This is a genomic window from Paenibacillus sp. YYML68 (genome assembly GCF_027923405.1).
In the GTDB taxonomy this organism is placed as follows: Bacteria; Bacillota; Bacilli; order Paenibacillales; family NBRC-103111; genus Paenibacillus_G.
Map to the genome: position 1 here is coordinate 3,532,124 of NZ_BQYI01000001.1, position 19,709 is coordinate 3,551,832.

A 19,709-nucleotide genomic window follows, 5' to 3' on the forward strand; every position below is an offset into this window, starting at 1 on the left:
ATTAATCGTACACGATCGTCGTTAAGCCTAGCTGACGTCCCAGCTCGATCAGGCTGTCCGCAACATCCGCATAGACGATCGCGTAATGAGGCTCGAAGCCGTCCAGCATGAGGCTGCCTAGCGTCTGGCTGACATCGGCGTTCAGACGAACCTCAACCGACGTGCCGTGGAACGCTTGCGGCGCATCCAGCGCCTCTCCGCGCATGACGAGCAGTCTATACTCGCCTTCGATGTAGCTGAGACGGAAGATCGTCACGCCGCCCGGCTTGAGGCCGAAGTCCATGGCGAAGCCCATTTTCCGATTCGGGTGTACACCTGCCCGGGCTCCGGTCGACGGATGTGCGAGGGAGTAAGCGCCTGCGCCGCAATGCCAGAACACCGCCGAGTTGCGCGATTCGTCGATGTGGACCAGATCGCCAAGATAAGGCGCTTCGCCTCCGCTCAGCTGGTTCAGTATGAACATCGAGATCGACCCGTGAATATCAGACTCGCACGAGGACATGACGCCGTCCTCCGTGAATTGGGACAAGGTCGAGCAAGCCGCCGCGCCCAGCTCCACGAAGAAATCCGGCCAGCAGCGCACCGCTATCGCTTGTATACCGTTCCCTTCAATATAATCCTTGACATAGGTATAAAATTGCGCGAACTTACGTACCGTCTCATCCGACCGATTCAATCCGACCACTTGACGCTCCGCACGCTCCACCGCCTGCACCCAGCGGCTCTCCTCAATATCCACACATTCCGCGAACGCCTTGTGCAGGTCCAGCTTATGAATGGTGACGCCTAGCGACTGCTTCAATAACGACTCATCGGCATCGGAGAAGAAGAAGCCTGGCGGATGCTCGCCGATTACGCCAATCGTCAGCTGCTTCAATCGCGAGATGACCCGATTCACCTGCAGCTGGCGTACAAGCTTCTGCTGCAGAGCAGCTTCCGTTGCATTGCCGAAGACGAAGGAATACGGATGCTTGCGGTACTTCAGCACGTGGGACGTGCTGTTGCCGCCAGTGAGCGAGTTCAGGCGCAGCCTTCCGCCTACGCTCGGCTCCCGTACCGACCAGACGACATAAGGCGTATTGACATATTCCAGCGCCTTCAGTACGAATTCACCGTCAGCGAACGTCACACTCTGATACAGCACTGTATCGAACGCTACATCCTTGACCGACTCTAGGAAGACCGTCAGCTCCTCCACCGACGTTATAATCGCTTCCGGCTCATACAGACGGTTGACCTGCTCCTTCAGCATAGCTGACGAAGCAAGACGCACCTCCGCCGCCGCGGCCATATCGAACGTCTTGCGTCCGATCGGCACATACAATACCGATGTATCTAACATGGAATTATCCCCCTGATCTCATTGGAAACGATTATCAAGCCCAGCGATCTCACGGAACAGCTGCGCATAAGCCGAGTCCTTGCGGTAGAACACCGGCGGCTCGCCAAGCGGTGCCGCGACCTTAACCGTCTCTCCGCCCGTGTAGACCGTCCCGCTCCACAGGTGAACCCACTCATCCTGCGGCAAGTAGACCTCCCACTCCGTCTGCTCCGGCACGTACACCGGGGCGACGAGCAGCTCCGAGCCGTACATATATTGGTACTGCAGCGTGTAGCTTATCTCATCGCTCTCATAATGCATGAACAGCGGGCGCTGCAGCGGAATGCCGCTCTCTGCATTCACCTTCACGAGCTGCTTCGTGTACGGTGCAAGCTTCACATAGACGTCGGTCATGCGCACGAGATGCTCCAGCGTCTCATCATCGCTGTCGAACTGCCAGCAATCATAAGGACGATTCCCTTCATGTGTGCGCATGACTGGTGTGAACGCCGCCATCTCCGCCCACCGCATGAACAGCTCCTTCGTCCGCTTGTTACCGTGCAAGCTCGTATAGCCGCCGATGTCACTGTGGTGCAGACCATTGCCAACGATTCCCGATGACAGCGCCGCCGGAATAACCGAGGCAAGACCATCATCCAGCGTCCAATCGACGCTCTGATCGCCAGCCCACAGCAGCGTGCAGTATTGCTGGATACCCGAGTAGCCCGCCCGCATGAAGTACACGATCTCACCCAGCTTGCCAGCCTCGCGGACCGCCTCGTAATTGACCTGCGCCCAGATGACCGGCCATGCGTTGTGCATCATCTTCGCACTGACACCGTTGTGCAGGACAACATCCGTTGGCAAATATTCGCCGAAGTCCGCCATCCACCCGTCGAGGCCGAAGTCAATCATGTTGTCTCGTATTACGCTCTTATACCAAGCGAACGCCTCGGGATTCGTGAAGTCAACGACGCCGCAATCGAACTCGCCGAAGTCAACCAAATATACGTCACCCTGCTCGTTCAAAGCCAAATAGTGATGCTCGCTCGCCGTCTTGAACAGGTCGCCCTCCACCGCCACATAAGGGTTGATGTAGCCGAGGAAGCGGATGCCTTGCTCCTTCCATTCGTGGAGCTTGCGATCGAGCTCCGGGTATTCCTGCGGGTTCCAGCGCCAATTCCACATGAGCCGCTTGCCGAACGACGTAATGCGCTTACCCTGCCAGTCCTGGCACCATACACCGCCGACCTTCAGTCCCTTCGCCAGCACGCGCTCGAGCTTCTGCTCCACGACCTCGGTCCCGCCCTGAATACCGAGCCAGATGCCGTTGTACGTCCACTCCGGCAGCTCCGGCTGACGTCCGAACATCGCCGACACCCGCTCCGCCAGCTCGAGGAACGACGGCGCAGCCTCGATCGTAACAGCCTTCGGCACCTCCCACACCTGCAGCTCATGGTACGCGCTGCTGCGGAAGTCGAAATCGGCATAGGCCGTCGTCTCGACATGACACACATACTTGCGGCTCGATATGTAGGTCGGCTGCGGATAGTTCGTCGTATAATAGTCGCCGCCCGCCTTATCCAGCACATCAGCCTGCCACGTCACGTAGGTGCTCTTGTTGCGACCGACACCGGGCTCCGACGTCCAGAGCGGGAAGTGCTTGCCGCGCATATTGAAATGCGACATCTGCTCACCGCAGCCGTACACGTACTCGCTAGGCTCGGCGTGGACGCGCAGCCATACCCGGTTCATCCACGGCTCGCTCCTCACGAACTCCACCTCGAGACGGCCCTCCGCCGTCTTGAAGACGAGCTCCACGAGCGACTCCCCCCCGCGAGAGCTCGACAAGCGTGCCGTACAGACGCCGCCCTTTTGCTCCAGCTCGGCATACCTGAGCGGCGTCCGCTCCACCACATAATCGCGAATATCGAAGTTGCCGCGGTACATATCAATCGTCTCTTCACCGCGTCCTACATATAGCATCGGGCTGTCCTCGGTGTGCTTGAACACGAGCAGTCCTTGATGATACACTTCAAACCCATCATTCATATGACGTACGCACAGCAGGTCGTCGCTGACGGTCATCGGCTCATTCATTAGATAGTTCCCCCTTCAATAACAGATTCCGAGGCTAGACGCCCGGATAGCGAACCTCTATATTCGGTCCGTCGATGCCCGGATACGCCCCTCTATCCATCAGCAGCTTCCGCTCGGGATGGGCCAGCAGCCACTTGTTGCGCATGAACAGCAGCTGGTCCTCCTCAGTCGTCCGGCTCACCTCGGCCGGAAGCGGCTCATTCGTTCCCCGAAGCAACACCACCGCACACTTGAAGCCTCCAGCATCCACCTTACACGGGGCAAAATGCAGCGTCGTCGCATACAGCTCGACCGCCGTGCCGCGCGGAATGTAGAAGCCCTCCACCTTCGCCGCCTCGAACGTATTCGAGCGGATCGACTGCACCTTCCCCAGCAGCAGCACCAGATCCGTCGCCCCGACGTTAATCTCGCTGCACTTGTGGTATTCCAGTCCGTTCAGCGTCGAATTGCGGCCATTGCAATAGCCGATCTGAACATCCATTCCGCCGTATACTCCCGCGGCCAGCTCCTCCTTCAGCCGGAACGACTCCAGCTCGGGCGCCGAGCCCACATACACATTGCCGTCCTCGGGAATCGCTGTCTGGTCGAGAGCCTCGAGCAAGCCCGACCAATCGTAGCCGTCCAGCACTTTCCCATATGGCGCGAAGGCCTCATCGTGTATGGAATACAGCTTAAGCTCCTTATTCAGCTCCCGCAGCTCCTGCAACCGCTCCTGCATGCCGATCATCATCGTACGTTCCCCCCTGTTCCATATCCTCACGATCCATATGAGCCGAACGTTTCGTTCGATCCATTAGATCCGTTCAATTCGAATCATCCGTAACCTACCCCTTCACCGAGCCTGCTGTTACCCCTTCCACGAAGTAGCGCTGCAGCAGCACATAAGCGATGACCATTGGTGCGGAAGCAATAATGACACCTGCGAATATCATCGGGAAGTTCGTCATGAACTCACCCTGGAATTGGAGTAGCGCCAGCGGCAGCGTCTTCTTATCGCTCGAATTGATGAGCAGCAGCGGGAACAACAGATCGTTCCAGATCATCACGGAGAGGAAGATCGCGGACGCGGAGATCGAAGGCATCGACAACGGCAATACAATTCGGCCATACGTCTGCCATTCATTCGCTCCATCGATCGAGGCCGCCTCGATCATCTCCTTCGGCATCGACTTCATGAAGCCCGCGAGGATAAAGACAGCGACCGGCATGAAGATCGCAATCGACACCGCGATGAGTCCGCTCAGCGTATTCGTCAGGTTCAGATCCGCGACGAGCGAATAGATCGGAATCATATTCACCTGCGGCGGCACCATCATTCCGGCGGCGAACAAGCCGTACAGCGCCGTCCCTTTCCACCCGGAGAACCGGTAGATCGCATAAGCGAGCAGACTGGAGAAGAACAGGATACAGAAGATCGTAGAGAGCGTGACGAATACACTGTTCATAAAATATTGTCCAAGCGCCTGCTCCTTGAACATGTGCATGTAATTGTTAAGCGTGAACTGCTCCGGCCAGCCGAGCGGGTCCTTGAACAGCTCGGTCATCTCCTTGAACGATGCCAGCACGACAATCGACACCGGCACCAGCACGAGTAGACCGTATAGAGTCAAGATCAGCTTTTTCAGCGCGCTGGCCGCAGCCGATTCCTTGTTCAGTTGATTCATGCTCGTTCCTCCCTTCCTTTCCTTCACCTTATACGGCGCGGTTGCGCAGCAGCTTGAACTGTCCGAGTGTAATGACAGCGATGATGACCATGAAGCCCATCGATTGGGCAGCCGCATAGCCGAACTCCGAGCCCTGGAATGCCGTGTGGTATATATACGTGGACAAAATTTCGGTCGAATACGCCGGTCCGCCGCCTGTAAGCGCGAAGATCAGATCGAACGCCTTGAACGATTGGATCGTCGTATAGGCGACGACTATTGTCGCGGCAGGAGCGACCATCGGCCACGTGACGTTCAGGAATGCCTGCCACTTGGTTGCACCATCGAGGTATACCGCCTCGTACAGCTCCTCTGGGATCGACTGAATGCCAGCGACGAAGATGACGATCATCTGGCCCGTATGCGCCCACACCTGAACAAAGGCGATGGAGTACATGGCGAGCTTCGGATCGCCGAGCCAGTTTTGCGACAGCATATCCATACCAATACGCGACAGCACACTGTTGATGACCCCGACATTCGGGTTGAACATGAAGCTCCAGATGAACGCTACCGCGATCGACGAGATAATCGTCGGGAAGAAATAGACGGCGCGGTAGAAGATGTTCGCCTTCGAATTTCTGGCGACCATAATGGCGAATATGAGCGAGAACAACGTCTGGAAGACGACGACGCATAGCATGAACTTCAGGTTGTTCGTCAGCGCCTTCATAAAGATAACGTCACCGAACAGCATCTTCTCGTAATTGTGCAGGCCGACCCAGGTCTTCTCCGAAAATCCGTCCCATTCCGTGAAGGATAGGACAAGACCGTTCAGCGTCGGGAAGACGAAGAACAGCGTGTAGATGAGCAGTCCCGGCACAACGAATAAATATAGCGATTTTCCGTGCTTCATCGGCTTACCTCCGACTCTAAAAAATGGAGGGGGAGAGCTCGCTCCCCCTCTTCATGTTGCTACTTCTTCAGGTTCTGGTCGACGATCTGCTGCGCTTGAGCGGCTGCTTCCTTCGGCGCCAAGCCGTTGATGACATTCTGGATCGAGGCTGTGACCGCCTTCTCAATCGCCGCTACGCTGATCAGGTAGCGCGGCTGGAAGCGTGTCTTCTTGTCAGCCCACTTGGCGGATTCCTCAAGCTCCGGCGTCTTGTACTTCACGTCCTTGACTGTCACGAGCTGGCCGGTTGCATTCGCATATTTCTCTGCAACCTCCTTCTCGCTCAAGTATGCGAGGAACGTCTTCGCTGCATCCTTCTTGCTCGATCTTGCGTTCACGCCAAGCATGAACGTCGTCGTGTGCACGCCTTGGAAGACAGCTTTATCCTTGGATACCGTAATCGGCGCGAGCAGCCCCTGTGACAGGTTCGGGTTCTGCTGCTTGTTCGTCGCCATCATGTATGAGCCGGTTGCCAGCATAGCCGCTTTCTCCTGTGCGAACAAGGAGCCTGCGATGTCCTTGCTTGTGCCGATCGAGTTCGCCTGGAAGTAGCCCTTGTCATTCAGCTCCTTGAACTGGGACAGCGTCTTCACGAACCATTCATCCGTCAGCTTCGCTTGACCGGTCTCGACCTTGTTCCAGATGTCCTCGTCCGTGTTATTGTTCATCATCATCGTGTTCACGAATTGTCCGGGACCAATATCGGCGCCTGGGAACGCGATCGGTGTATAGCCGTTCTTCTTCAGCTGCTCGCATAGCGCGAGGAACCCATCCCAGTCCTCTGCAGGCTTCAGGCCCAGCTTCTCGAACACCGCCTTGTTATAGATAGGCTGGTTGTAGACGAGCTGATACGGGAAAGCGTACTGCTTGCCATCCTTGCTCGCCGCCTTGATCAGGTTGTCGCTGAAGTTGCCCTTGAACGACGCACCTGACAGATCCTCATACAGCCCTGCCTTATGCAGCGTATTGAACTGCGCACCCGGGAATGATGCGAACACATCGCCAACCTTGCCGTCGATCAGCTTCGCCTGCGCGTTAGCCAAATATTGCTCGGAAGGGAAGACGCTCATCTCGACGCCGATATTCGGGTGCTTCTTCGTGAAGTCCGCAATAATTTCGTCGAACACCTTCGTATCCTCGCCGCGCCAGTGAATGAAGCTGATCGTCACCTTCTTGTCTTCCTTCGGCGTCTCCTGAGCTTTGTTATCGCTCCCCGTGCTGCTTGTACCGCCAGGCGCGGTACCGCCTCCGCCGCATGCGGCTGTAAGCATAGCGATGGACATAAACAGAGCTGCGGGCTTCACAAATTTAATCATAACTGCACCCCTCTATACGTTTTTGATGGACGGCCTCTCCCGCTACCATGTGCGGGTAAGTCACCTAGTCTAAGTAAACATCATGATGAATGAATTTGTTGTTACGATGTTGTGAAGCGCATTCATCATGACCTTTAGTTGTATTATAGCTACCTTTGTATCCGTTTGCAATACCCTTTTGATACGAATCATCTCTTTATTTTCGTAACGTCACTATCATTCCCGGTTGAATCGTTTCAAATTCCTTATTATTGTAAATATTGATAAAGCTGCATATCCGTTAGGCGCTTCCGAGTCGCACTGGCGACGGTTATGACTTGTGAACGCGCTGACGGATAGCTCAAAACACGCTTAATCAGCAGTGGTGGCGCCCCTTCCACGCGACCGCGCTAGGGCGGCTATTACGCATCGCTGCGCCTGCCGTTAAGGTACGAAACGTACCTTATGAGCCTCTGCGGCGGCTCTCGCTCATCGATGCGCCTTCCGTTAAGGTACGAAACGTTCCTTATGAGCCTCTGCGGCGGCTATTACGCATCGCCGCGCCTTCCGTTAAGGTACGAAACGTTCCTTAACAGCCACGGCGGCAGCTCCTACCCGTATTCACGTTTCCACGCCGCACGTAAAAACCCACCCGAGGCAAAGCCGCCTTCGAGTGGGTTCTATATTTGTCAAAATTCACATTAGCGTCCCCTAGCATGACCCGTACTCCCATACTAGCATATCCTGACACGTACGAAATGTACTTCAGCTTATTCTCACCACTATAGCTCTGCCTCGTGTCACTCCCCCCAGACAACCTACACCTTCCGCGACGTCAGCTTCGCCTGTGTGAACAGCAGCAAATAATCGTAACCGCCTGCCTTCGAGTCGGTACCTGACATGTTGAACCCGCCGAACGGATGCACCCCAACGAGAGCGCCCGTGCACTTCCGGTTCACGTACAGGTTGCCGCAGTGCATCGTCTCAAGCGCACATGCGATGCGCTCCTCATTCCTTGAATAGAACGCGCCCGTCAGCCCGAACTCTGTATCGTTGTACATCGCAATCGCATGCTCCCAGTCGCGGGCCTTCGCGATCGCGAGCACTGGCCCGAATATTTCCTCCTGCATCAGCACCGCCTTGCCAGCGACATCTGCGAAGACGGTAGGCTGAATGTAGTAGCCGTCTCCACCCGCAGATGCGCCGCCCGCCAGCAGACGACCCTCGCGCTTGCCTAGCTCAATATAACGTAAAATACGCTCATAGGACGTCTTGTCAATGACCGGACCGACCGCATCATTATGCTCGGGGAGCCCGACCACGAGCTGCTGCGTCAGCGCCTCGACCTTGGCGACCACCTCGTCGTACACCGACTCCACGATAATAGCCCGCGAGCCTGCCGAGCACTTCTGTCCCTGGAAGCCGAACGCCGAGGCGACGATGCCTTGCGCCGCAGCGTCCAGATCCGCCGTCTCGTCGACGACGATGCCGTCCTTGCCGCCCATCTCGGCGATGACGCGCTTGATCCAGAGCTGTCCCGGCGCCGTCTCTGCCGCCAGACGATTGATGTGCAGGCCGACCTCCTTCGAGCCGGTGAAGCAGATGAAGCGCGTCCTCGGATGCGCGGTCAAGTAATCACCGATCTCCGCCCCGCTGCCCGGTACGAAGTTGATGACGCCCGGTGGCAGACCGACCTCCTCCATCAGCTCCACGAATCGGTACGCAATAACCGGCGTCGTCGAGGCCGGCTTCAGTAGCACCGTATTGCCCGATACGATCGCCGCCGTCGTCATCCCGACGCAGATCGCCAGCGGGAAGTTCCACGGCGGAATAATGACCCCGACGCCGAGCGGAATGTAGCTGAGACGATTATCCTCTCCCGGTATGCGCACGAGCGGCTGCGTCAGATGAATCTCGCTTAGCCTAATCATTTCTCGCCCATAGAATTCAAGGAAATCGATCGCCTCCGCCGTATCGGCATCCGCCTCCGCATAGTTCTTCCCGGCCTCCAGCACCATCCATGCGGAAAATTCATGCTTGCGCTCGCGCATGAGCGCTGCCGCCTTGAACAAATATGCAGCGCGCTCGCGAGCTGGAACGTGCTTCCATGTCTCGAACATACGCCACGCCGTCTGCATCGCCGTCTCCGCCAGCGCTTGATCCGCCTTGCTCACATAGCCGATCACCTCATCGGTCTTACCCGGATTGATCGACGTCAGCTTCGACTCCGTCATGACTCGATCGGCACCGATATGAAGCGGATAATGCTTCCCGAGCTCTCCTCTGACCTTCAAGATCGCCGCCCGCATCGCTTCCTTATTCGACTCAACAGTGAAGTCCGTGAACGGCTCATTGCGAAACTCCGGTACGCTCATCGTCAGCTCCCCTTTCCCGGTCTCGTTGTTCTCATCATATGCTTCAGGACGAACCACACATTCGCGGGACGCTCCGCCAGCCTCCGCATGAAATAGCCGAACCAATCGACGCCGAACGGCACGTATACCCGCACCCGGTACCCCTCATCAACGAGACGCGACTGCAGCTCCTCGGCTATGCCGTACAGCATCTGGAATTCGAACCGCCCGTTCGGAATTGCGAGCTCCTTCACCGCTTCCTTCGCATACGCGACAATCTGTTCATCGTGCGTCGCGATCGCCGCATATCCGCCGCCCTCCAGCTGCAGACGAATAAGCCGCTTGAAATTATCGTCGACATCGCGCTTATCGGAAAATGCAACGTCCGGCGACTCCTTATACGCTCCCTTCACGAGCCGCAGATTCGCCTGAAGCTCGCTCAAGCTGCGCACATCCTCCTCCGTCCGGTACAAGTACGCCTGCACGACGACGCCGACGTTATCATACTGCTCGCGCAGCTCCCGGTACAGGTCCAGCGTCGGCTGACAGTGCACATAATCCTCCATATCGATACGGACAAAATTACCGTAGCTCTTCGCCCGCTCCACAATAAGCTTCATGCTCTGCTTGCACAGCTCACGGTTCAGATCAAGGCCGAGCGACGTCAGCTTGAGCGACAGGTTCGATTGCACGCCCGCCTTGTCGATCGCATCCAGCGTGTGCAGACACATCTCGGCCGACAGCCTCGCCTCCTCCTCGGTCGACACGAACTCGCCGAGATGATCGACCGTAGCGATGAGGCCGCGCTCATTCAGCCTGCGCACAGCCTCGATCGACTGCTTCAGCGTCTCGCCCGCCACGAATCGACCTGCGCCAAGACGAAGACCGTAGCGCTTCGCCAATCTATTCGCGGCTTGGCTCCTCCCGAGCGTCTGGAACAGATGTCTTAGCAGCTTCTCCATGTTGACCGCCCCCTGGTTGAATCGTCCTTGCCTTCAATATACGATAAATTCTGAATTTTGTACACAATTCAACTGAGGTACCATTATCCAATATGCATACTGATGAAAATGCGCTCTATCGATGCTTACAGCACATCACAGCATACGTAGCACGAAGAAGGACTATTCGTCATCCGCCTTACGCGGCATGCTCGAATAGCCCTTCTCCTGCAGGAGCCTGCCCTGCCCGCGTGCAAGTCGCAGACAGGACAAATCTCCTTCAACTATGGATTCATGTACATGAAGTTGCTCTTCACCAGATCAAGGTCGACCATGTTGACGAAGCCGTCCCCGTTCACATCAGCAGCAGACAAAGCTGCAGTCGACGTCACATTCATGTTCGCGCCTACGATGACCGCGTCATAGATGTTGATCTGCTGGTCACCGCCGTACGTGTTGCCCGCTCGCATCATGCCATCCTGCGTGCCGCCGTTCGCATAAGCGGAGACGTTGCCCGCTTGTACCGTCTGACCCGCAGCTACCTGTACCGTCATCTGCACCGTCACATAATGCTTCAGCGTAGCGCGAAGCGTGTACGTGCCAGCCTCGAGCTCGGTCAAGGTGAAGGAGCCGTTCGCGGCCACCTGTGCCTTCTTCTCGCTGCCCGTTGCCGTATGAACAGCTACGAGATCGATCACATCATGCGAAGCACGGCCCTGCGCCTTCACCGTGCCTGTAATCGTCCCCTTCGTGCTCTGCTGACCAGCAGGGACGATGTCGGCCAGCGAGCGTGGATAGATCTCGCGCGTACTGCTCCACACGGAGCCGTTGCCGATTACATTGAACTTGTGTGCCTGTCCCTTCGGCAGCGCGTGGAGCGCCGACAAGAACGGACCGCCCTTCGTCGGCGAATACAAGACAACCGTTGCGCCCGTGCTGTCGGTCATATTCACGCCGCCGTTGCCGCCGGAATAATTACCTGTAATCCATACGTCTCTCACTTCGACTAGCGACCCTTCGGTCGATTCGTCGATCTGATTCAGCTTGCGGAGCATCGGCTGAGGCGTCGGAATCTGGTCTTGCTGCAGCACCTCGATACGCGCATTTTTGAACTCCAGATCGCCGTAGAACTCCTGCACGCTTCCATCGACCCGCACCTCTTGACCGACAGCGAGGCTGTCCGGAACTTTGCCATACAGATGAATACCGCCTGTTCCATCCTGCACGAACGCATGATCCGGTGCATGCACCGCCGTCACTTCCGCGATCACCTGATACGTATCGTTCGTGTTCCAGTTCGAGCGAACGTCCGCAATCGTCTTCAGCTGGCCGGTCGAGCAATCGGTCGCCGGGTTATGACTCGGGTCAGCTGGGTCCAGCGGAGTATAGCCCGCCGCCTTCGCCTCTTGCTTGTCATAGCCGAAGAACACACGGTGCTCGAATGGAATCTCGGTGTAGCGCTTCGGCACCACATATTTCTTCGTGCGATAGTCTGCAACGTAACGCTCCGGACATCCGGCCGCACGATACTCATACGGCAGCTTCTGCAACGGATTCGACGGATTCCAGATGCCCTTGCCCTCCGTAGCCGCCTGTCTCGCTGCAGCACCGTATTCCTCGAAGTACATCATGTTCGGGTAGATGTAGTAGTTAATCGCTGCGCCCTGTCTCAGCATTTCCTTGTTCACATCAAGATTGTCGCTCTTGCGGAATACGTGAGCCAACAGACGGCCATACACGTCTACCTTCGTATGATCGAGGCGCAGCTTCACCTGCGAACCTGTGGAGATCAGACTCTTCAGCACGCCCGTCGCCATATCGCCATGCGGCGCCTGCGCAACCTCCGGCGTGTCGATCGACAGCATCCGCACAATGCTTACGGATTGACCGTTGATCTGCAGCGCAGGAGAGATGTTGAACGTATCACCGTCTGTAATGTGCGTCACTGTCGCCTCGTACCATTCTTCGCCCGGTGTCACCGCCATGACGGACACGGCGCCGCTCTCCAGCTTGTCCTGCTGCTTCGCCGTCACATACAGGGACGAATATTTCGTTGCACTGTTATTGAACGTGTAGGAGAACGCTCCTGCTGCATCGGCCTGCACTGTACCCAGCTTGTTATCCTTCGTCATGCTGGTGTAGATGTTGACCGTGCTGCTCGCAGCAGCTGCCCCAGCAAGACCGGTCAGCTTGGCAGCAGCCGGATTCTCATTGCTGAAGGTCAGGAAGGCAGCATTCGGAGCTGGAGTATATTGCTCTCCCGTAGTGCCAGCAGGCATGATGTCCGATTGCCCCCGTGGGAACATCTGAACGGTGCTGCGGAATACCGAGCTTGCGCCGACAATATCGAACTTGTTGCTCTCACCGGTCGGCAAGCCTTGCAGATAGCTCTTCAGCGCTGGCTGGTCGAGCGCATAGACGACGAGACTGCCTGTGCCGTCGGTCACATTCACGCCGCCGTCACCGCTGTTGTAATTGCCTGTGATCCAGACGTTCTTGACCTTAACTAGCTGCCCCTGATTCGCTGTGCCGACTTGGCTCACAGATACTTCAAGCGGTGCCGGAGGCGTGTACGTGTTGCCGCTCAATGTGTTAATCGTGAACGGATACTTCAGCTCCAGATCGCCGTTGTAATCGACCAGAGTGCCCGTAATCTCGATCTCGGAGTTAAGCGTCAGTCCCGCTCCCTCGTTACCATAGATGCGCAAGCCTGCCGTTCCGTCATGAATGTAGGCATTGGACTTCGGATAGACAGCAACGACTTCGCCTCTAACGGTTACGCTGCCTGTCTTCTGCTGGCGTGCTTCAGCAATTGTCTTGTAGGAGCTGACGGAAGCCGTCTCAATGGCTGTTGGTTCGAAGCCGCTGGAGAGCGGGGCGGAGTGATCCGCCTCCGCCCACGCTGTGCCTGCCATGCTCGAGAATAATACGCTCAGACTGAGCGCTGATTTAACTGCAAGACCTACCGCCTTACGGCGCCATCTCTTATTACGTTGTGTCATCGCTTATCGTACCTCCGGTTAGTTAGCGTTCATATAGCCGACATGCAGCAGCAATCGCTTCAGCATGACGGTCGCTTGCGCACGGGTTGCATTGAGGGACGGCTCGAGCGCCGTGTCGGTCATGCCGTTCATAATTTGAGCGTTCAGCGTCTGGCTCATCGCTGTCTTCGCCCATACGCTGACCTTCGACTGGTCGCTGAACCGTTCCATAGTCGACGAGGTCGAATCGGCTTGCTTACCGGCATGCTTCAGTGCTCTAGCGATCATGACGGCCATTTGCTCGCGTGTAATTTTCGCTTGTGGCTGGAAGCTGCCATCCTCGAAGCCTTCAATCAGACCGGCCTGAGAAGCTGTATTCACAACGCTGGAATACCACTCTCCGGACGCGACGTCGGTGAACGTCTTGCCGCTGCTTGCTGCAGGCAGCGCGAGTGCGCGCACGAGCAAGGCTGCGAACTCAGCCCGGGTAATGTCCGCATCCGGCTGGAAGCTGCTCTCAGACATGCCTTGAACGATCAGCTTGGAGGCGAGCCATTCCACATCAGCCTTCGACCAGTGCGAGGCGAGATCCGGGAACGATTGCTTATGCTGCACAACGCCATACATGCTGTTCGTGGCGCTCTTTACATGGGCGACGACTAGGTTACCGACCTTGGTGAACAGCGTCGGCACGAATACCGGCTTGCCGCCGTCGAACCGAACACCGGTCAATTCATTGACGTTGACATTCGCGTCAAGCTGGAACTTGCGCGTTACCATCGTTCCGTTGAAGCTGCTCACCGTCTTGGAGCTTCCTGCACCTTCCAGCGTTAATGTGAACTCCGCCGCCTTCAGCAGCGTCATCTCACCGTCCATACCTGCCTTCAGCTGCTCAAGCGCTGCACCTGCCGGCTTCGTTACAGTGAAGCGCAGCGTCAAGTCGCCAAGCTCCGCCTTCAGCTCGGAGGCAAGCTGCTTGAAGCCGATGACACTCATTGGCAGCTCGTAGCTGACATCGCCGGACTTCAGTACAAGCACAGCCTTCGGCGATTGCTCCACCGCTTGTGCGAGCAAGTCAGCTGGCAGCTCGAACTGCACCTTCGGCTCTGTCGAAGCCGCAGACACGATCAGCTGCTGACCTGCGCCCTCCAGCTGCTTGATCGCTTCCTCCAGCGCCTTCTCATCAACCGTGACCGTCGCTTGGCCCGCCTCGGTGACGATCTTGATCGCGCTATCGTTCAAGGATACGGCTTGTCCATCCTTGCTCCAGCTAGCTTCCGGCTTCTCCGGCTCGACTGCGCAGCAGCCACCTGATCCACCGCCTGTGCCGCCCGATCCGCTGTCATCATCCTGCGTCGTGAACTGAACAGTCAACGGCGCGCTTGTATGACCAGCTGCATCGAAGGCAGTCACCTTGTAGCTATAGGACGTATTCGCCCATAGTCCTGTAACGTTGTAGACGACATCCGTAACCGTCGCCACAACTACGTTGCCACGCTCGATCCGGTACCCTGCGACGGCGACGTTATCGGTCGCTTGCGTCCACTTCAGACGTGCGCTCGTCTGACCGATCGAATCAGCCTCCAGCTTCGCGCCTTGCGGCCATGTCGGAGCTTGCGTGTCGGCTTCCGCTGTCGTCTTCACGACGACGCTAAGCTTCGGACTAACGTTGCCTGCGGCATCCAGCGCTTCCAGCTCGAACTGATACGTCGTGTCCGCTGTCAAGCTGTCCACCACATAGCTGTATACATCGTATGTCACGCTAGTCACCGTCTGTCCATCGCGAAGCAGTCGATAACCCGTAACCGCTACGTTATCTTGAGCAACAGGCCAGCTCAGCTTCACACTCGTAGCTGTGACATCCTCCGCGCTCAGCTCGCTTCCCTCCGGCCACTCCGGCGCGATCCGATCGTCGGTAGAACCCGCTTGTATGCGAACCGTTAACGGATTGCCTGCCAGCTCATAGGGCAGCTGCCACTGTGCAGGCGAGCCTTGCGGATAGCCTGCCAGCAGGAGATCGCCTGGAACGAGCGCCAGCTCGACTTCATCTGACGCTTCCGTCGGTATGAACGTCAGCTCGACGATCGAGCTCGGTCCATGACCTGTGACACCTGATCCACTGCCTTGAAGCGTAGAGGCGAATACGACTTGACCTTCGCCGCCTTCATTCACCAGCTCGATCGTATCACGACCGTTGAACAAGGTGCCTGCCTTCACCTGAATACCAGACCTCGTCAGGTCGTCATCCTGTAGCATCAGCTTGGCTGCATCGTAGCTCAGTCGCAGCTGTGCACCGTACAGATTCGTGTATTGATACACGTTGACGGATACGGTGAACGGTTGACCGATGGATACTACAGCCTCGTCCGCAGCAAGCTCGATGCGAGCCTTCTCTACAGGTGCAGCCTCCTCGATCTCAACCATGACCGAGCCTGCTACCGTCGGTACGATCTCGATGGCGCCTGTGCTCGGATGAGCTGCCGCCTTCACACTTCCTGTCGGGAAGGTGAGCGAGGTCGTTCCCGCTGAGCCGATTGCCTCCAGCGTTAGCTTCGCTGCTGACATCGGCGTGTCACCGCTCATGCCTGCAGCTTCACCGACGAGCGTACCGCCGAAGGTGATGAGTCCTGCCGTCTCGTCCACTGTACGAACGAAGGTGGCTTGCTCATGATCGTTCCATACATCGCCCGGCTCCATCGAACCGACGACGCGCAGCTTCGACGGATCGTACTTCACCTGGAATTGCAGTCCGTACACGTGGGCATAATCATCGAGCATGACCGCGAGGTCGAGCGTCTCGCCCGGCTTGACCGCTGACTTCGACAGCTCCATCGCCACATGAGCGGACGTCTTCACCTCTGGAATCGTCGTGAACGTCCACTGGATCGGCTCGACGTTCCCATTGCCAGCAGTATCGTTCACCGCACCTGCAGGAACCTTCACCGTGTAGGACTTGCTCGACTTCAGCGCTGCATGCGCGATCACCAGCTCGTGGCCAGCTACGGTCGCGGACACGCTGCTGATCGGCTCGTTCTCTGCATCGACGATGACGATGTCACCGAGCTTCGGTCCAGCTGTAATCGGCTCATCGAACACAGCCTTTACCGCTGCGTCCAGTGCTGCGCCCATCGAGCCATCCAGAGGCGTGACCGACTGCATAGACGGAGGTGTGTTGTCCAGCACGACCGCCTGCAGCGCTGTCAAGGCGCTCTCCGGCTTAGAGCCGGCCTGTGCAGACGCGTAGATCGACTGAAGCGATGATGCATTATTGAAGGTAGCCTCGAAGGCACCCGCTGCCGTCGCATTCGTCGTCGCAAGCACGGTAGACTTGTCCGCACTGCTATACAGCTTCACGACGGAGTCTGCCTCCACGGCACCCGCCTGACCTGTCACCTTCGCTGCCGATGGATTCGTGTTATCGAATACCGTCTTAGCTGCTACAGGTGCAGCTGTCGGCGAAGGACTGCCTGACAGCGGAGCCCATGACCACGCCACAACAGGGCTTGCCTCCGTACCCGTCTCCTTCCTCCAGTCCTCGGCTGTATCGGTGTCCACCATCGAGACGCGCTCGAGTCCTTGATCAATATTCAGACCGCCCTCGACGAAGAATAATGGAGGGCGTGTGCCGAAATTCACCTTGAATGCCAACTGATCGACCTGCTGGTCCTCCAGGTTCCACAGCTCAAGTCTCTCTCCCCCGCGTGACAGACCAAATGTGACTGGCAATGGAATAACAGGAACGCCATGTGCCGCCGCATCGGCCGTACCAGAGCCCTTTGTTTTTTCAAAAATTAACAATGACTTCGCCTTGATGACCGTATGATCGGGAATCGTCCACTTCGGGTTGACCGTACTAGCCGAGGCATAGTCATTCACCTTCCAGCCAGACAAATCAATATCCCGGTCGGTGACGTTCGCGAGCGTGAACCATGTGCCGAATTGACCGACATGATAGCGTACGATCATCACTTCCTTGGCGACCGATTCCGAGGCGGAGGCCGTCATCCCGATCGAGCCGCCCAGCATGCTCAGGACTAGCTGGAGGCAGAGTACAATACATAACCATCTGCGAGAGACTGTCTTCATGCGGCTTCGATTCATGCTCGTGCTGGAATGCGTGCGAGCCTTGCTGTCCGTATGTGAAATACGATGAGTACTGCAATTCGTCATGAGGTTCCTCCGTGTCCGTTATGGCTTGTCTACATCCGGGAGACCTCTCCGTCAAGGAGAGGCGCTTCCCGGCATTCGTCTACAGCTTCTGCTATCGTTATTTCGCTACAATATCTGCGTTCGTACGTGGCAGCAGCTCAATCGTCGAATTGTATACAGAGCTCACACCGACCATATCGAACTTGCTCGAGGACGACTTCGGCAAGGCTTGCAGATGAGCCTTCATGCTGCTGCCTGCCTGTGCGTACACGACCAGATCATTCGTGCCGTCCGTGACGATCACTCCGCCAGCTCCTGTGTTATAGTCGGCCTTCACCCATACGTTCTCGACCTTCACGAGGCTGCCTTCGTTCGCTTCGCCTACGAGATTCACAGCTGTTACTGCCGGCTGCGGCGTTGGGATCGTATTGCTCGATTGCACCTCGATCGAGCTCAGCTCGAGCTCCAGATCGTTGTTGTAGTTCTTAACCGTACCTGTCACGATAACCTCTTGTCCAGCGGTCAGCGTGCCGATGCCGCTAGGCTGGTACATGCGAATACCGGCCGTGGCATCCTGAATCCAGGCGTTATGGCTTCCGAGCACAGCTGTCACCTCTCCGCGCACAGCTACGATCGATCCGATCGCAGCCGAGCGTACGCTCGACAGACTCGCGGACAGCTGAGGTGCTGTCGTGAAGGACCACTTCTTCAAGCCGTTGCCATTGTTGAATGTTGCATCGTCCAGCACGTATCCCGCAGGCATCGTCACCTCATACTTCTTGCCTGGCTGCAGGTCGTTCAGGCTGACTTGAAGCGTTGAACCTGTGATAGCGACTTCTGGGGCCTCTACATCGATTGTCGCGAAAGTTAGTGAATCCGTCACATTCACTACAGTCAGAACACCTTCACCGACTGTAATATCCTTGTCGAAGGTCACCGTCAGATCGGAGCCTATCGGCACATTCACCGCACCCTCAGCCGGGGATACCGTCTGTACGATCGGCGCATTCGACGTCTGTCCAGGCAACGGGGACCAAGCGTACGCTTGTACGTTGCTAGTAACTGCCAGCCAATCTGCAGCTGCATCCGTATCCGTCGCTGTCTGACGCTCGAACGACGTACCGCTCGTTGAGGAGCTGTTGATGCTGAAGCCTTCTACGGTGTTCGGTGTGCCCCACGCGATACCGTCTACCAAGGCGTTCGAGGCGTTGATCAGATCAATACGATCGCTGCTGCCTGCGAAGTTGAAGCTACCGCCTGTCAGTGCCGCTACACCCTTCGCAGCCGAGCCGGAATTGCCCGCTGTCTTCTCGATCACGAGCAGTGAGCTCGCAGGCATCTTCGTTCCCGATGGGAAGTACCACTTCGCCTGAGCGTTGCCCGAACCGCTGTAATCCTGTAACGCCCAGCCGCTCAGATCCGCTTCGGTCGATCCGACGTTAGCGAGTGCCACCCACTCGTCACCGTTAGCTGTTGCATTATATACTTCTACAATCATCACGCTCGTGGATGCGGCTTGCGCTTGCGGAGCTATAGCGGACATGCTTACGATCATACCTGCACCTAATACAGTCGTTGCAATCGTACGGAACCATTTCATGATTTCTTCTCTCCTTATATTTGAGATAGAGATGGAATACAGAATACATCCGATACTGGCATATGCGACGGGTTATGACGAGATACGATTCGACAGTGCTATAAGACTGCGTGTTACACCTTCCGACAACACCACTGCGTTAGCGAGGCGCCCCTCCTCTCGGCCAGACGCACAGCATGCTTGTCCAGACTCTCCACTCCCTGAACAGTCACTGCGCTCTTCGTGAATAATCCGAGCTCACCTCGGATGCCGTACAAAAAAAAATCCCCGGACACGACCAAATAAGCTTGGCCGTCCCGAGGACCTCATTGTACCAACAGTGACAGTATACCACTTGTAATCCCAACATTTGTTAAGCGTGCATCAGCTA

The 19,709-nt window shown here is 56.8% G+C and carries 11 protein-coding genes; all 11 read right to left on the reverse strand.

Features of this window, described 5'->3' with window-relative positions; genetic code table 11:
* Window position 1: 1 nt before the first annotated feature.
* The 11 genes from sftI to PAE68_RS16045 all read right to left on the reverse strand — a co-directional run bounded on the left by sftI (window position 2) and on the right by PAE68_RS16045 (window position 19,339).
* Window positions 2-1,342 carry a sulfoquinovose isomerase gene (sftI, locus tag PAE68_RS15995; RefSeq protein WP_281888548.1) on the reverse strand — a complete coding sequence of 447 codons (1,341 nt, stop codon included), beginning with the start codon at window positions 1,340-1,342 and terminating at the stop codon, window positions 2-4.
* Between the two features lie 18 nt (window positions 1,343-1,360).
* Window positions 1,361-3,421 carry an alpha-glucosidase gene (locus PAE68_RS16000; RefSeq protein WP_281888550.1) on the reverse strand — a complete coding sequence of 687 codons (2,061 nt, stop codon included), beginning with the start codon at window positions 3,419-3,421 and terminating at the stop codon, window positions 1,361-1,363.
* A gap of 34 nt (window positions 3,422-3,455) precedes the next feature.
* Entirely contained in the window at window positions 3,456-4,151 is a 696-nt protein-coding gene (locus tag PAE68_RS16005; RefSeq protein ID WP_281888552.1) for a DUF4867 family protein, read from the reverse strand.
* Window positions 4,152-4,245: 94 nt separating this feature from the next.
* Window positions 4,246-5,085, reverse strand: coding sequence for a carbohydrate ABC transporter permease (locus tag PAE68_RS16010; RefSeq protein WP_281888554.1), 840 nt, complete (start codon window positions 5,083-5,085; stop codon window positions 4,246-4,248).
* Between the two features lie 28 nt (window positions 5,086-5,113).
* Window positions 5,114-5,980 carry a carbohydrate ABC transporter permease gene (locus tag PAE68_RS16015; RefSeq protein ID WP_281888556.1) on the reverse strand — a complete coding sequence of 289 codons (867 nt, stop codon included), beginning with the start codon at window positions 5,978-5,980 and terminating at the stop codon, window positions 5,114-5,116.
* A gap of 59 nt (window positions 5,981-6,039) precedes the next feature.
* Window positions 6,040-7,335 carry an ABC transporter substrate-binding protein gene (locus PAE68_RS16020; protein WP_281888558.1) on the reverse strand — a complete coding sequence of 432 codons (1,296 nt, stop codon included), beginning with the start codon at window positions 7,333-7,335 and terminating at the stop codon, window positions 6,040-6,042.
* Between the two features lie 797 nt (window positions 7,336-8,132).
* Window positions 8,133-9,689: an L-glutamate gamma-semialdehyde dehydrogenase gene (pruA, locus tag PAE68_RS16025; RefSeq protein ID WP_281888560.1), complete on the reverse strand. Its 1,557-nt coding sequence runs from the start codon at window positions 9,687-9,689 to the stop codon at window positions 8,133-8,135.
* Window positions 9,690-9,691: 2 nt separating this feature from the next.
* Window positions 9,692-10,630 (reverse strand): proline dehydrogenase, encoded by a 939-nt coding sequence (locus PAE68_RS16030; protein WP_281888562.1) that lies wholly within the window; start codon window positions 10,628-10,630, stop codon window positions 9,692-9,694.
* Window positions 10,631-10,893: 263 nt separating this feature from the next.
* Window positions 10,894-13,611: a thermonuclease family protein gene (locus PAE68_RS16035; RefSeq protein WP_281888564.1), complete on the reverse strand. Its 2,718-nt coding sequence runs from the start codon at window positions 13,609-13,611 to the stop codon at window positions 10,894-10,896.
* Between the two features lie 18 nt (window positions 13,612-13,629).
* Window positions 13,630-17,760: an S-layer homology domain-containing protein gene (locus PAE68_RS16040; RefSeq protein ID WP_281888565.1), complete on the reverse strand. Its 4,131-nt coding sequence runs from the start codon at window positions 17,758-17,760 to the stop codon at window positions 13,630-13,632.
* 97 nt (window positions 17,761-17,857) lie between these two features.
* On the reverse strand, window positions 17,858-19,339 hold the full coding sequence (locus PAE68_RS16045; protein WP_281888566.1) for a lamin tail domain-containing protein: 1,482 nt from the start codon (window positions 19,337-19,339) through the stop codon (window positions 17,858-17,860).
* Window positions 19,340-19,709: the final 370 nt, after the last annotated feature.